General features: G+C 66.8%; 10 protein-coding genes and 1 pseudogene. 6 read left to right on the forward strand and 5 right to left on the reverse strand.

Translation table 11 applies throughout. From position 1 onward, the window contains the following. Nucleotides 1-84: pseudogene (locus ACWC2T_RS40875) on the forward strand (transposase); the annotation flags it as partial. Between the two features lie 507 nt (nt 85-591). Here the strand turns inward: ACWC2T_RS40875 and ACWC2T_RS40880 are convergent. The 5 genes from ACWC2T_RS40880 to ACWC2T_RS40900 form a co-directional block, all read right to left on the reverse strand. Further along, the gene (locus ACWC2T_RS40880; RefSeq protein WP_450675370.1) at nt 592-2,982 is read right to left on the reverse strand and encodes a xanthine dehydrogenase family protein molybdopterin-binding subunit; all 2,391 of its coding nucleotides are present in this window, start codon (nt 2,980-2,982) and stop codon (nt 592-594) included. Then, nucleotides 2,972-3,478: a (2Fe-2S)-binding protein gene (locus ACWC2T_RS40885; RefSeq protein WP_450675371.1), complete on the reverse strand. Its 507-nt coding sequence runs from the start codon at nt 3,476-3,478 to the stop codon at nt 2,972-2,974. The genes ACWC2T_RS40880 and ACWC2T_RS40885 overlap by 11 nt, the downstream gene beginning before the upstream one ends. Nucleotide 3,479: 1 nt before the next feature. After that, nucleotides 3,480-4,346, reverse strand: coding sequence for an FAD binding domain-containing protein (locus ACWC2T_RS40890; RefSeq protein WP_450675372.1), 867 nt, complete (start codon nt 4,344-4,346; stop codon nt 3,480-3,482). Nucleotides 4,347-4,668: 322 nt separating this feature from the next. Beyond that, a complete protein-coding gene (locus ACWC2T_RS40895) occupies nt 4,669-5,655 on the reverse strand; it encodes an NAD-dependent epimerase/dehydratase family protein (protein ID WP_450675373.1) in 987 nt (328 codons plus the stop codon). Beyond that, nucleotides 5,648-6,706 carry an LLM class flavin-dependent oxidoreductase gene (locus ACWC2T_RS40900; RefSeq protein WP_450675374.1) on the reverse strand — a complete coding sequence of 353 codons (1,059 nt, stop codon included), beginning with the start codon at nt 6,704-6,706 and terminating at the stop codon, nt 5,648-5,650. The genes ACWC2T_RS40895 and ACWC2T_RS40900 overlap by 8 nt, the downstream gene beginning before the upstream one ends. Before the next feature lie 974 nt (nt 6,707-7,680). Here ACWC2T_RS40900 and ACWC2T_RS40905 point away from each other — a divergent pair. The 5 genes from ACWC2T_RS40905 (at nt 7,681) to ACWC2T_RS40925 (ending at nt 14,945) form a co-directional block, all read left to right on the forward strand. Then, a complete protein-coding gene (locus ACWC2T_RS40905; protein ID WP_450675375.1) occupies nt 7,681-8,685 on the forward strand; it encodes a LacI family DNA-binding transcriptional regulator in 1,005 nt (334 codons plus the stop codon). Nucleotides 8,686-9,868: 1,183 nt separating this feature from the next. After that, the gene (locus ACWC2T_RS40910; protein WP_450675376.1) at nt 9,869-10,525 is read left to right on the forward strand and encodes an SRPBCC family protein; all 657 of its coding nucleotides are present in this window, start codon (nt 9,869-9,871) and stop codon (nt 10,523-10,525) included. 157 nt (nt 10,526-10,682) lie between these two features. Continuing rightward, nucleotides 10,683-11,015, forward strand: a complete 333-nt coding sequence (locus ACWC2T_RS40915) for a DUF1330 domain-containing protein (RefSeq protein ID WP_450675377.1) — start codon at nt 10,683-10,685, stop codon at nt 11,013-11,015. Nucleotides 11,016-11,471: 456 nt separating this feature from the next. Then, the gene (locus ACWC2T_RS40920) at nt 11,472-13,823 is read left to right on the forward strand and encodes an ATP-binding protein (RefSeq protein ID WP_450675378.1); all 2,352 of its coding nucleotides are present in this window, start codon (nt 11,472-11,474) and stop codon (nt 13,821-13,823) included. 354 nt (nt 13,824-14,177) lie between these two features. Then, nucleotides 14,178-14,945, forward strand: coding sequence for an SDR family NAD(P)-dependent oxidoreductase (locus ACWC2T_RS40925; protein ID WP_450675379.1), 768 nt, complete (start codon nt 14,178-14,180; stop codon nt 14,943-14,945). The last annotated feature ends 47 nt before the right edge of the window (nt 14,946-14,992 follow it).

Raw genomic sequence — 14,992 nt, forward strand, 5'->3', positions numbered from 1 at the left:
GGTCTCCGCCAGATCCAGTACCACAGCAACCTCATCGACGGATGCCTTGCTGAAACAGGGCTCACGTTGACGACATCACGGTGACAACGTCAGTAGACCCGGTGTCTTGCGGCGAGGCGGATGTATACCGATTACAGCCTTCTGTCCGACCCGGCCACCAGGAGGCCGACCAGGCCATCTCCGGGCCAGGCCGCCGGTTGTCACCGCACCGGAGCCGGACAGGAGCCTTGTGCACAAGGGCGTTCGTCGAGACGTGCCCTCGTGTCCACGGCCGTTGGCGCATCGGTGTGGACGAACGAGGTGTGTCCCTGCGCTCCGACCCGCGCTCGCGACGCTGCCACACCGTAGGCGAAGACCAACTCGCTCGCGCCCTGAGCGGCGGACTCTACTCCGCCTACGCATACGCGCACCTGATCAACGCACCGTGGAGTTCGGCCCACTGCTCGGCCGCTATGTCGCCGCCCGGCCGCAGGTGATCAGTTGCGACCCGCCGTGGAAAGCCGTCCACCCGGCACGGATACCGGGTTCGGCCTGCCCGCACCTGGCCTCATCTGTCACCACGGCCATGACCCTCACTGGACCCAGCACCGGTCACCCGGCGTCGGATCCGCCACTACCTGCGGGTTCGGCTCTGAGTAGGTCAAGGAGGTACATCGGTGTGACGGGCACGCGCTCGATACTCACACGGAACGGGCTGAGGGCGTCCGTGATGGCGTTGACGATCGCCGCAGGCGTTGAGATCGTGCCCGCTTCGCCGACACCTTTGACACCGTTCACGCTCGCCGCTGAGGGCGTCTGGATGTTGTGCAGCGTCAGCGCCGGCACCTCGCCCGTTGTCGGGTAGAGGTAGTGCAACAGGCTTCCGGAGACGAACTCGCCGTCGTCCTCGTAGACCAGGTCCTCCAGCAAGGCAATGCCGATGCCCATGGCAACCGCTCCGGCCACCTGTCCCTTGACGATCAGCGGGTTCAGCACAACGCCACAGTCCTCGACCGCCACGATACGCTCGAGCGTGATTTCGCCCGTGGCCACGTCAACCTCGACGATCGCCGCCGCACAGCCGTTGGCGTAGGTCTCGCCCGGGTCGTAGCCGGCCGTCGCCGTCAGCCCACTCTGCTGCACCTCTTCGGTGCGGGAGAAGCCGCCGAAATAGCCGAACCGGGCAACGTCGTCGATCCCCACCGCCTGTCCGGGAGCGCCTTTGACCATCGCTTTGCCGTCACGCAGCTCGATGTCCTCCGGACTGGCCTCCATCATCTCGCCGGCCAGCCCCAGCAGCCTTTCGCGCACGACACCGGCGGCACGAGTGATCGATCCTGTGCCGATCACCGCACTCCTGCTCGCGAAGGTGCCCATCCCGAAGGGGGCGCTGTCGGTGTCGCCATAGTGCACGCGGACCATTTCGAGCGGCACCCCGAGCTCGTCGGCGGCGACCTGCGCGAACGTGGTCTCGTGGCCCTGGCCGTGGGAGTGCAGTCCGGTGCTGACGGTGACCGAACCGTCCGGTTCCATCGTCACAGTCGCGGAGTCGAAAGAGTTCTCCGGCCGCCGGTTGCTGTGTCCGGTCCGGGTGCCCCAGCCGGTGGGCTCGATGAACGGGCTGAAGCCGATGCCGACATAGCGCCCCTCGGCGCGCAGCGCCGCCTGGCGTTCGCGGAACGCCTTGTAACCGATCTCGTCGCGGGCCAGTTCCAGCGACTCCTTGTAGCTGCCGCCGTCGTAGGTCTGGCCGAACGCCGCCCGCCGGGGCTCGGGCCCAATCATGTTCTTCAGCCGCAGCTCGACCGGGTCAAGGCCCAGGCCGTGGGCGACTTCATCGATCGCCGTTTCCCGCAGCAACTGTCCCGGCTCCCAACCCACGCCGCGGATCGACCCGATCTGGCACTTGTTGGTGAACGGGTTGTCGACCTTGTACGCCACATCCTCGACCGTGTAGACGCTGGGCAGCATCGTCGCAGCGGTCATGGAGTCGGTCAGCGGCGTCGGCGGCAGGGACGAGTACGCACCGGTGTCCGTGATGAAATGGCCGCGGAAGCCCTTGAACGTGCCGTCGGAATCGACCGCGATCTCTATCGTGCAGTCCATTCCCTTGGAATGCACCGAGGTGGCCAGGTTCTCCCAGCGGTCCTCCACCCACTTGACCGGCTGGCCCAGCTGCCGCGCCAGAGCTGGGATCACGATGTCCTCGGGGAAGACGGTGCAGGTCAGACCGAAAGCGCCGCCGACATCGGGCGTACGTATCGTGACGCGCCCCTCGGAGACGCCGAGCGAGTCCGCGACCACATTGCGTAGCACGTGCGGCATCTGGGAGGAGGAATAGACGGTGAAGCGCCCGCCACCCTGCTCGTTGTACCGGGCGACCACGCCGCGCAGTCCGATCGGCGCGCCGGTCGAGCGCCCGTGCCGCAGCCGTTTGGTGAAGACATGGTCGGCCTCGGCGAACGCCCGGTCGGGATCGCCCGCCGAACCCTCGATGTGCGCGCAGTTGTTCGTTCCGAGTTCCTCATGCAGCAGCGGCGCGTCCGGCGTCAGCGACTGGTGGGGATCCAGCACTGCCGGCAACGGCTCCCAGGTCACTTCGACCAGGTCTCGCCCGTCCTCGGCCACATACGGGCTGACCGCCACCACCACCGCCACTGCCTCCCCGACGAACCTGACCTTGTCGGTCGGCAACGGGTGACGCGGCGGAGCCAGCAGTTCCTCGATGGCCAGGCCATCCGCCACCAGCGGCTTAAGGTCGATGAAATCCTGCCCGGTGAAGACGGCCACGACACCGTCCAGCGCACGAGCCGCGGAAGTGTCGATCGACACGATCCGCGCGTGGGGGTGGGGGCTGCGCACGAACGCAGCATGCACCATGCCGGGAAGCTCCAGATCGTCGATGAACTCCGCCTGCCCCCTGAGCAGCCGCGGGTCCTCCACTCGCTTGATGGCCTGACCCACATAGCGGTGCTGCGGCACAGCCGCGGCCTCACGCACCATGTTCCACCCTCCCGCGCAGTTCGGCGGCCCTCCGCACAGCGGCGATGATGCCCTGATAGCCGGTGCACCGGCACACATTGCCCGACATGCTCTCGCGGATTTCCTCATCGGTCGGATCCGGATTCTCATCGAGGAACGCATCGGCGCTGATCAGGAAACCCGGAGTGCAAAATCCGCACTGCAGCCCGTGTTCCGACCGGAACGCCTCTTGCACCGCCGCCATCCGGCCGCCGACCGCGAGTCCCTCGACGGTCTTGACCTCAGCGCCGGCGGCTTGCACGGCGAAGGTCAGGCAGGATCGGACCGGTGTGCCGTCGACGAGCACGGTACAGGCACCGCAAACACCCTGTTCGCAACCGACGTGTGTACCCGTCAGGCCGAGTGCGTGACGAAGGAAGTCGCTCAGCAACATGCGCGGCTCGGCGATCGCCGCATGGAGCGCGCCGTTGACCCTCATTTCCACCATGGTCGGGCCTTGCCGCTTCTCAACTGACATATCAGCTCCCAACCGTACGCGCGGCGTCCTGGATCGTGCGCTGGACGAGCGCGATACTCGTGTCCCGGCGATACGTGCCAGGGACATGGATATCCGAGGTGAAATCGATGCCCTGGGCCGCGAGATGGCCGGCTTCCTCCGCCAGTCCCGCGTCTCCCAGGCGCCGCCCTACGAGGGCTTTTTCAGCACTGACGCCACGCACCGGCCGGTCCGTCACACCGAAGAGCACCACGCGCGCCGACTGCACGACATCGTCGGCATCCGTCGTGGCGGTGACCACCGCACCGGTCAGGGCGAAGTCGCCGTGGCGGCGCGCGACCTCCCGAAAGCCCCATGTCGTAGGCGCCCGGTGAGGCAGTCGGACCTCTGTCAACACCTCATCGAAGCCGAGGTCGGTCGTGTAGTAGGTGAGGAAGAAGTCATCCGCAGTGATGACGCGCTCCCCGTCAGGACCATGGATGACCATCTCCGCATCCAGAGCGAGCATCACGGCCGGGATCTCCGCAGCGGGATCGGCGTGCGCAACGCTGCCCCCGAATGTTCCGCGCCCTCGGTTGGCTATGTGCCCGACGTGACGGAGCGCGGCCGGGATGACCGGGAACTCCTTTGCGATGTCGGCGTCCGCGCCCACTTCCCTCTGCCGGGTCGTAGCGCCTATCGAAATGCGTCCGTTGTGGCGGATCCCGGCGAGGCCCGGAATCCTGGTGATGTCGATCAACGTACTCGGCCGGGCGAGACGCATGTTCATCATCGGGACGAGACTCTGCCCACCCGCGAGGACTTTTCCATCAGCCCCATACTCACCAAGCGCTTCAAGAGCCTCGCCTAGGCTGTCGGGCGCGATGTAGACGAACGGTGCTGGTTTCACATTCCATTCCTCTCTTGACACACCATGCCGCGTCACGTCATACGCATGCACCTAGATACAAGGTGCGTCGGCGTGACTCGTCGCCGAGCTTGTGCCCGACGACGGCCTCATGGCGCTGGTTGCCGACGCTCATATGCCGTTGAGGACGTCCGTGGACTCGCCGGCGAACGTCAGCGCATGTTCCGGCCAGCAGGTGCTGGGCACCGTGCGTCAGGAACCGCGGAGACGCTGCCGGCGGCCGTCACGACAGAACGACGACACTCCGGCTGCACGACTTCCTTCATCATGGCGCCTCGCCGATTCCGTGCACCGCACGGCCCGGTTACCCGTTGGTGAACGAGATGAGCCCGTCGTCCAGGAGCCGGCGGAAGCGGTCGATGGTCTCGGCGACCCCCTTGTGGAGCGGGGTATCCCGGGCGGGGCCGATCGCGTCGACCAGCGAGCTGGAGTCGACCTCCTCGGGAAACGGCAGAGGCGTAGGGGCGTATGTGATACGGCCGGCTGCTTCGGGCACCGCCGCCTCGATCGCGTCGACGATGTCGCTCATCTTCACGACGTTGCCGGAGATGTTGTGCACCGCTGCCCCGCCGGCGGAACTGCGGGAGGCAGCGATGAACGTGCGGGCCACGTCGGGGGCGTACTGGATCGGAAAGCGGCCGCCATAGGGGATGTGGTACGTCTCGCCGGCCGCGGCGGCGAGCATGGCCAGTGTCGGCGTCGATGTCACGCCCTGGTCACGCCCTGGACCGTAGACGGTCGAGGGGCGCAGCCCCACGGTCGGGAGTTCACAGTCGCGCCAGTAGACCGCCGCGCTGCCCTCGTTGGCCCGCTTGTAGACACCGTAGAGCGTACTGGGCGTCCCACTGTCGGGACTGGGAGACCGTTCGCTGCCGGCGTCGACATCCTCGTACGCCGCGATGGACGACGCGTACACGACGGGGGCCAGCCGCGAGCGCCGCCGATGGGCAGCCTCCAGCACGTTCACCGTGCCGACGACGTTGACACGAGCGCCCAGGGGCGGGTCCTCACGACAGAAAGGAACCTGCAGCGCCGCCAGGTGGATCACGTTGGTAATCTCGTGCTCGTCCAGCGCACGCTCGAACGCGGCCAGATCTGTGATGTCCGTCCGGCTGTGGGGAAGCGCGTCGAACTCGTCGTCAGTGAGTAGCAGCCGCAGACGGTGGGCGTTGTCGCTCATATCGAGCGCCACGACAGGAGCGCCTTCGTCGAGGAGCTGACGGACCACCCATGCTCCGATGCAGCCGTAGGCACCCGTCACAAGGAATCGTTCGGTTCGCTGCTCAGACACGGGTGGCCGCCTCAATGCCCAGACGCGGCATCACGTGCTCCGCGAAGTCGCGCATGTCGCGGAGGTTGTCCGAGAAGTTGAACATGAAGCCGTCGAGACCCTGCTCATGGAGGTCGCGCAGCTTGCGCGCCACCGTCTCGTAAGACCCGATCACCGGGACTGTGCCGATGAACAGCGAGATCTTCAGCGCGGCCTCGGCGGTGCCCGCGGTGCCTCCGGACTTCACATTCATGCCCATCTGGTGGCGCATCCGGTCGATCGCCTCGGTGTCCGCGCCGTCGACGATTGCCTGGTAGCGCTCCTGGGCCTCCGCGTCCGTCGCGCCCATGATGAGATGGACGTTCGGCAGTGTCTCCACCTTCCGGCCTGTCGCTGCCGTCGCCTTGTCGAGGGCCCGCTTGGCGTCCAGGAACTGTTCGGAATCTCCGCTGATGAACGACCAGTCAGCCATCTCCGCGGTGAATCGCAGTCCTTCCTCCGACCGCCCCGCACACACCAGCGGGATGCGCCCTCCCGGCGGCGTCGGGAGGCACTGCGCCTCCTCCATCTGGAAGTACTTGCCCTTGAAGTTCGACTCGCCCGTCGCCCACAGGTCCTGCATGACGCGGGTGTACTCCCTGAGATAGGCGTACCGGTCGTGGTAGTGCTTGTCGCCGGGCCAAAGCCCGTACTGCGCGTATTCCGCGCGCTGCCAACCGGTGACGAGGTTCAGCATGAACCGACCACCGGAAATCTCGTTGACCGTCATCGCCTGGCGAGCGGTGATCGCCGGATGCATCGCGAGCATCGGCACCGTCGCCACGACCTTGATCCGCTTCGTGGCCGCCGCAAGACCTGCCATCAGCGTGAACGAATCCAGCGCCGAGTCCCAGAAACGGCTCGGGCCACCGAACCCGTGGAGCTTGATCATCGACATGGCGAAGTCGAAGCCGATCTCCTCGGCGAGCTGCGCGATATCGCGATTGAGCTGCCATGACGGTTCGATCTTCGGAGGCGTCGTGGTGATGGCGAAACCGCCGTTACCGATGGGGAGGAATACTCCGAGCTTCATCTCTTTCCCTTCGGTTGAGCCAACGTTGAACCAGGTTGGTGAGCGTGGCATAGTGAGCATACGTAGTCAAGATCTCTGTAGGAGACATGGTGAGAGAAGTCGTGAAGCGAGCCGCCTCCTGGTTTGATGGCGGAGCGCGAGGTGCAGGTGGGGGGCACGCGAGTCGTCGCTGGTGTGCACGAGCGCCCGTCGCGGCTCCATGGCTGGAGCTGATGCGCCTCCCGGTTCCGGCAGGCGGGAGCACGCGAGTCGGCGTCATGTCCTCCTGTCAAGAGCAAGCGTTCGCGCCGGTGCCGCCCGCCGTCATTTACGAGGTCGAGAGCGGTCGCGGAGACGCTCGTCCGCCGGAGCCTGCGGTCGCCGACATGGCATCATGCGTCCACGGTGGCCGCTACGGGTTGCCCATCTCCGCATACATGGCGGGATCGCCGTGTAGATCGCAGAGTGCGAGGGCGTCCGTCGGTCTCGCGATTCCGCTTGCTGGTGCGGTCGCATGCGCCACGATGTAGATCGGCGGCCCAGATGAGGTCTTCCCGCTCGGAAGCGTGTAGGTGATCGCGGTGACGGCGTACGTCGCCAAGACGATCCCGCGCGACTCTACTGCCGGCCGGGGGGACGGCTACGTCGCCGAGCCGAAGCGTCGGCTCTTCGGTGGGGCCGGGACGGCCCGGCCGAAAGGAATGGCCGAGATCTTCACCGTCCGCGACGACCCGCTTCCGGTGAAAGCTATACTCCGGCAGGCCGAGCACGGGCCAACTCGCGCGCGGCTGTGGACGATGTCGATCACGGGGTCAACTGCACCTGGTCGAGCGGGGATTGAGGCGAACGTCCTCCCCGTCGCCGACGCCACTCGCTACTGGTGGCCTCGAGGTCGGCATGCACCTGAAGACCATCACCAACAGCTGCGACAGCCGAGGCGACTGCCATGATCAGCCTAGGATTTGCGGCGTGAGAGTAAGAATGGAGGCGCACTCTTGGCAGTCACCAGCCACGATGTCGCACGAGCGGCAGGCGTATCGCAGCCGACGGTGTCGCGAGCGCTGCGCGGCGACCCACGTGTGGCGCCCGCGACGGCTGAGCGCGTCCGCGCCGCGGCCGCTGAGCTCCGCTACATCCCGAGCGAACTGGGACGGAGCCTGTCGACGCGCTCGACTCGAACGCTCGGCATGGTCGTCGGGGATCTGACGAGTCCCTTTTACCACTCTATCGTTGCCCCGCTGCACGAGGCGCTCGAACGGCACGGTTACCGGATGGTCCTGCTCACGGACGCGGCCGAGGCGCAAGTGCTGCAACGGCTGATCTGTCGCTCGCTCGACGGAGTCGTGCTCGCTGCGGTGACGGTGGATTCCGACCTGCCGTACGAGCTCGCTCAGCGCGACCTTCCATTCGTATTCCTGAACCGCTACGCCGACGACGTCGCGGCCGACTGCGTGATCGCCGACAACGCTCTCGGCGGCTCGCTCATCGGTGGTGAGCTGGTACGGCTCGGCCACCGCCGTATCGGCGCCATCTTCGGGCCGGCCAATACGAGCACGGGCCGTGACCGTGAACGTGGCTTCCGCGCGGCCCTCACCGCTGCCGGAATCGCGCTCGACGAGAGCCTCGTCCGTTACGGCGAGTACACGTACGAGACCGGTTACGACGGGATCCTCGAACTGCTCGGCACGCCCGACCCGCCGACCGCTGTCTTCTGTGCCGACGACATGATCGCGATCGGCGCGCTCAACGGTACGACGCATGCGGGAGTCGGCGTCCCCGGAGATGTCGCACTCGTCGGCTTCGATGACATCCCGCTCGCCCAGTGGGAGATGTTCGGGCTTGCGACCGTGCGGCAGCCGATGGTCGAGATGGCCAACACGGCCGCGGAACTGCTCGTGGAACGGCTCCAGGCAGACAAGCCGCTGAGGCCACGCCGCCGGGTGTTCGAGCCGACGTTCGTCTCGCGCCGGACACTTGCACCGCCGCGGAACGTCTCGTGATGCGCCTGGCGGGCCAGCATGCGCTTGCTTCCGGTACAGGCCGTGGAATCGTCCGCGCGGCGGCAGAAGCGTCTGCGGCCGGGCAGCTGACTCCGGCGCGATTCCCGAGCACGTCGAGCGGTGGCTATCGCGACGTGGAGTCGCGATCCGGCGGCGATCGCCGCCGGATCGCGCACATCGACGGCCGCGCGTGCCGAGCCGCGCCAGGCGCTCGTGCAACTCGGTACGCGTGCGGTTGACGAGTGTCCTACGCCCGCCGGCCCGTGGTCGGTCTCACACGAGTGCTTGCGTCCGATGGGCGCGGCATGACGTCGGGCTCACGCCGTCGCGCCGTCGTTCTGTACGCATTCCTGACGGAGCCGATGGCCGCAAACGCCCCCCTGCCGCGTCGCTCGCCGTCGGCGCGCGCGCCGTCCGGCTTGGAGATGCACTGCCCACCGCCGCCAGCCGCTTCTTGAACTGATCGTGGGCCGGTGCGTCGGCTCAGCTGATCAAGCCGTGTCCGACAGGCTCGGCGCCGATGAATTGCTCGACCTGTCTCCTGTCGTATTCGACACACGACACCGCTCTGGAAAGGACGGGCGAACTCGTAGATCCCCTGGCTCACCGGGGCAAGCCCCCTCGTGGCCGAGGCGGTAACACCGGTGACATAGAGGGGCCGGGGCTCGTGGCCGCCCTCCTCCCCGCGAGAGACACCTTCACACGCGATCGCTCTCACGAACTCCGCCAGATCCAGGCCAACACTGGCGAACGACCCCTCTGAAATGCGAAAATCGGTCTGCGGCAAGTGCCTGGGGGTGCGGATCGCCCGCAAAGGCGTAGGGACCGGCGAACGGTTGGGGCGCTGACATCCGTCGATCGAGCACAGCGACGCCCGGCTCTCCGACTGTCACAGGTCAGCGGGGCTGCGCACACACCTGCGTAACTGCCGACAATGCTTGGGCCTGCCTCAGCAACGTGCTGCCGCAAGCCATAGGTCTGCCGCGTCCAGGTAGGGGGCGGTCCCAGCTGCGCGAGTAGCCGGAGCCCGGTCCGGAAGCCCACCGACTGCGGAATCCAAGGCTATCCCTATTGCGAGTGCAGCTGCTGCAGACGTATAAATCGTCTGTCCGTGCGCCTCATCGGGACCTCGGCGGCGGCAGGAAAGCTCTCTGTCCGTATCAGCTCGTGGCAAAGGACGAACATGGAATTCACCAATGAGATCAAGCTGACACAGCCGACCGACGAGGTGTTCGCCACGCTGACGAATGTCGAGCGTGTCGCGACGTGTCTGCCCGGCGCCCGCCTGGAAGGCCGTGACGGGGAGGCCTACCGCGGTGCCATGCGCATCAAGGTCGGCCCGATCGTCGCGAACTACCGAGGGTCGGTGACTTTTGACGAGCTTGACCCAAGCGCCCGGCGTGCGGTGCTGCTGGCGTCGGGGGAGGAGACCAACGGGCAAGGCTCTGCTCAGGCCCGGATCATCGGCTCCGTAGTGGACGAGGGGGACGGCTCCCGCCTCGTGGTCACCACCGACTTGCAGGTGCGTGGCCGCGTCGCGCAGTTCGGCGGCGGCGCCATGGAAAAGATCGCCAAGCGGATGTTTGCCGATTTCGCCAAGAACCTCGAGCGACTGATGGCCGGTGAACAGCAGGCTCCGACCGAAACTCCGGCGAAGTCGCCGGGGGTGGCGAGCGTCTCCGAGCCCGCTGTCTCGAGCGTTCAGGACAGCAACGATTCGCTCGACCTCGTAGCGCTTCTCGGTGAGCCGGTGATCCGCTCGGTGCGCCGCGTCGGCGCGCCCGTGCTGGTCGCGCTTGTGATCGGCTACCTCGTCGGACACCGCCGCGCATCCGTCTGAGCCCGGCCGGCGTCGCCGGACAGCCCCCGGGGAATCCGGCAACCGGTCCACCGTTCACCCTTCGATCACCGCTCTTCTGCGCGCCTTCCATACGGATGTAGGAGCCATGGCCAGTTCACCTTCCAGTGTCGCCATATCGGACGCCGCTCTCCAGCGCATGCTCGACGAAGACCCCGGAGGCCCGGTCTACCTGCTGAACCTCTTGAGGTTCAAGCCGGACGGAGGCCGGGAACTGTATGCCGAGTACCTTGCCGAGGCTGACAAGTTTGCGCCCCGTTTCGGAGGGGAGATCATCTACGCCGGCGAGGGAGATCCCGTGCTCATCGGCGAGTACGGGCGGGGGTGGGACATGGTGGTCATCTCTCGATACCCCACCCGGCAGGCGTTCGCGGACCTCATACGCGGGCCTGAGTACAAGGCGATCGCGCACCTTCACCACGACGCGCTGATCGAGGTCGTGCTGCAGCCGACACGGCTGCTGACGCCGTAGCCGGTGGCCGGCACCTGGGGTCTCGGTGTGGCAGCGACGTATCGAAGTCCAGACGGGCCCAGGCCGCAGGTGAGTGATTCTCCGGTCGTCAATTGCGGAGAACGCCGGCCTGGCATGCGGTGAGTGGGGCGGTTGACCCGGAGCCACCGGCGCCGCCGACCGGCGTCACGGCGATGCACGCGGCCGGGTTCGGTCGCGATGCACCGCCAGATCGTGCGGGTGGGGACTTTGCGGCCCGGGTGAGCGGCAGGCGTCGGCCGGCACGGGACAGGAGCGGTGTTCAGACGGGGTGGCCTATGGACGACTTGGTCCCGATGCCACACCTGAGCGTGTCGGCGCACCGTCAGTGTCCGGACAAACCGGCACGACAGCCAAGCCATCGCAGTCCAAGCCAGACGGAGGCCGGAGCTGAACGCTGAAGCGCATCGCCGGGGTCTCTCCGACGCGAGGTACCAGATGTCGACCTCCAGGTCACAAGCCTCGGCCGGCAACCTGCCAGCGCAGTCGACGCCGTTCATCGGCCGCAGACAGGAGGTCACCGATATTCGTGGCCTGCTGTCCTCGTCGCGGGTACTGACGTTGACCGGTCCGGGCGGAGTCGGCAAGACCCGCCTTGCCATGCACGTTGCGGCCGAGGTCCGACGGGCCTTCCGGGACGGCATCTGGCTCGTTGAGCTGGCCCCGCTAGACGATCCGGCTTTGGTCGCCCACAGCATCGTTGACGCACTGGCCATCAGCGAGCGATCCGTGCGTCAGCCGATCGAGTTCCTCTCGAAATACCTCGCCGACAAAACTCTGTTGCTGATTCTGGACAATTGCGAGCATCTGTTGGACGCGTGCGCCGTTGTGGCCGACGCGCTCATGCGAGCCGGGCCGGACATCCGGATACTTACCACGAGCCGTCAGCCTCTGGGCCTCCCCGGCGAACAGATCTTCGTCGTACGGCCGCTGGCCGTGCCCGACCCGAACGCGGCGACCTCCATCGCTGAGCTGCTGACCTACGACGCGGTCAACCTCTTCGTGACCCGGGCTGCCTCTGTGCTGCCCGGGTTCACGCTGACCGAACGCAATGCCGAAGCGGTCGGCGCGTTGTGCAGCCGGCTGGATGGGCTGCCGCTGGCCATCGAACTCAGTGCGGTGCGGCTTCGCGCCCTCTCGCCCGAGCAGGTGTTGGAGAGGCTCGACAAACGGTTCCGGCTGCTCACCGGCGGGAGCCGTGCGGCCCTGCCGCGACAGCAGACGCTGCACGATCTCGTGGACTGGAGTTTCCGCTTGTGCTCGCGCGCCGAGCAGACCTTCTGGATGCGCGCCTCGGTCTTCGCCGGCAGCTTCGACCTCGACGCGGCCGAAGAGGTGTGCTCCGATGACGAGCTGCCTCGTACGGCGGTGCTCGACGTGGTGGCGGGCCTGGTGGACAAGTCGGTACTGCTCCGTGAGGAGCACGAGAACAGCGTCCGTTACCGACTGCTCGAGTCCATCCGGCAGTTCGGGCAAGATCAGTTGGCCGAGGAAAGCGACGTGCTCGCGTGGCGGCGTCGACACCGCGATCACTACCTGCGGCTGATGGAAGAGACCGGTGCTGATCTGTTCAGCCCCGAGGGGCCGTCCCGCCTTGAGCGGATCAGGCTCGAACATGCCAATCTGCGAGCCGCCCTCGGCTTCTCTTCGGCCCAGCCGGGGGAGGCGGCAGTCGGCATGCGGGCCGCGGCCCTGCTCTGGTTCACGTGGTGGCGTGAACCAAGCCTGTTGAGCGAGGGCAGACGCTGGCTGGATCTGCTCCTTGCAGCCGACACCGCTCCCACCGTGGCACGGGCACACGCGCTGTGGGCGAACGGAGCCCTGGCGGTCCTGCAGCAGGACAACGACGCCGCGCGGGCGATGCTCACGGAAAGCACCAGCCTTGCCCAGAAGTTGGGTGACAGCTCTGCGCGCGCCTACGCCGAACTGTTCACCGGCCACGTCGCCATGGCGGAGGCCGACTTCGCGACCGCGGTCCGTCTCTTGGGTCACGCGACGGAGGAACTCCGCGCCATCGGTGACCCGTTCGGCACTGTCGTGGCCCTGTACCGGCTGGCGCTTGCGGCGTCGGGCCTTGGCGACGGGGAGCAGGCGAGTCGGTCCGCTGCGGAGTGCATCGACCTGTGCAGCCGGCACGGTGCGGCCTGGCTCGTACCCTACGGTCGGTGGGTGCAGGCCCTTGAGCACTGGCGCAGGGGAGAGGTCGCCCAGGCCGTCACTCAAGCGCGAGAAACCGCGCGGGCGCATTGGGCGAGCGGAGACCGTATCGGCACCGCACAAGCCATCGAAGTCCTGGCCTGGTGCGCGACAGCTCAGGGCGACACCAAGCGTGCCGCGCAGCTTTTCGGTACGCTTGACGCCGTATGGCGCACCGTCGGTGCCCCGCTGTTCGGTTTCCCGCATGCGCGATATCACGACGAATGCGTGGCAGAGTGCCGCAACGCCCTCGGGACCAAGGCCTTCGCAACGGCCGTCGAACGCGGGGCACGTCTTTCCTTCGACGACGTCGTTGCGTACGCCCTGGACCAGCGTCCCGAGGCGGAGCCACCCGCATCCGGCCACGACCCCACTCCGCTCACCCGGCGCGAACACCAAGTCGCCGACCTGGTGGCCCAGGGCATGAGCAACAAGGAGATCGCCATGACATTGGTCATCTCACGTCGCACGGCCGAGGCACATGTGGAACACATTCTGACCAAGCTCGGCTTCACATCCCGAGCGCAGATCGTAGTGTGGGCCACCGCTCGGCGGAAGGAGGCGGCGCCACGCGAGCGGCCTGACCAGCTCTGACGAAAGCCGTGGAAGCCTGCGCGCGCCCGAGCAATGTGCCCGCCATGTGGCCCCGCACCGGGTACCAGCCGAGGTGAGACGCCGGGAGGCATCCCATCTGTCGTGGCTGCCGTACATACGCATACACTACTTCAGAGGGAGCATGGCGTATCCGCCGGAAACGCTCTAGCATCCGATCTCTGGGGCGCTGCGCTGGCCGAACCGGTGACGCGGGCGCCTGGACAGTGGCCGAAGTACGGTTCGGCACCTCGATGTTGGCCGTCGGATATTGCGATCTCATCCACCGTGGCCCCGTTCCCCGGTCGGCTCCCGAATTCGTCGCCATCCATTGAACCTGATCAAGGAGACAATGCCGTGGATCTCAACGAGAAAATCAGTCTGGTGACCGGGGCCGGGAGCGGCATCGGCCGCGCGGTCGCAATCCGGCTCGCCCAGGAGGGCTCCAAGGTTCTGATTACGGATGTCGACGAGAACCGGCTCACGGAGACCTCGAAGACCATCTCGTCGGCCGGTGGAGAGGTACTCAGCCATCATGCGGAGCTTGCGTCCATCGAGGACATCCAGGGCCTCGTCGACGCGTGCGATGAGCGCTTCGGTGCGTTGCACATCCTCATCAACAACGCCGGGACGCATTCCGGTGGAGCGGTCGAGAGCTTCACGCCGGAAGAGTGGGATCGTGTGCACGCGGTCAACGCCAAGGCCCCCTTCTTCCTTGTGCAGCGCGCACTCCCGCTGATGAAGCGGGCGGGGCAGGGGTCGATCGTGAACGTCTCCTCGATGTCCGGCCTGCTCGGCATGGGGGCCATGCCGATCTACTGCTCCTCGAAGGGTGCCCTGGTGGCGCTCACGCGAGCCTTGGCCTACGACCTGGCTGAGTTCGGGATCCGCGTCAACTGCGTCTGTCCCGGACCGACCGACACCGCGCAGCCCGCGACGTTCCTCGCGCGCTTCTCCGAAGCCGAGCAGGCCCGGCTCAAGGAGGGCTGGTACGACCGTGTGCTGATAAAGCGGTCCGCTTCGCCGGAGGAGATGGCCAACACGGTGGTCTTCATGGCGTCGGACGAGGCGTCGTATGCGACTGGTGTCGTCATGCCCGTCGACGGCGGCTGGGCCGCGTGGTAAAGCCGGGCTTCTCAGCAGGCGTCCTGCTGCTCCATGTGCCGCTGTCC

Source organism: Streptomyces sp. NPDC001393 (assembly GCF_053597455.1).

What these genes read in the sequence shown, in the direction of transcription:
- ACWC2T_RS40880 (WP_450675370.1), bottom strand. Translation starts at nt 2,982, where the DNA reads ATGGTGCGTGAGGCCGCGGCTGTGCCGCAGCACCGCTATGTGGGTCAG.
- ACWC2T_RS40885 (WP_450675371.1), bottom strand. Translation starts at nt 3,478, where the DNA reads ATGTCAGTTGAGAAGCGGCAAGGCCCGACCATGGTGGAAATGAGGGTC.
- ACWC2T_RS40900 (WP_450675374.1), bottom strand. Translation starts at nt 6,706, where the DNA reads ATGAAGCTCGGAGTATTCCTCCCCATCGGTAACGGCGGTTTCGCCATC.
- ACWC2T_RS40910 (WP_450675376.1), top strand. Translation starts at nt 9,869, where the DNA reads ATGGAATTCACCAATGAGATCAAGCTGACACAGCCGACCGACGAGGTG.
- ACWC2T_RS40915 (WP_450675377.1), top strand. Translation starts at nt 10,683, where the DNA reads ATGCTCGACGAAGACCCCGGAGGCCCGGTCTACCTGCTGAACCTCTTG.
- ACWC2T_RS40920 (WP_450675378.1), top strand. Translation starts at nt 11,472, where the DNA reads ATGTCGACCTCCAGGTCACAAGCCTCGGCCGGCAACCTGCCAGCGCAG.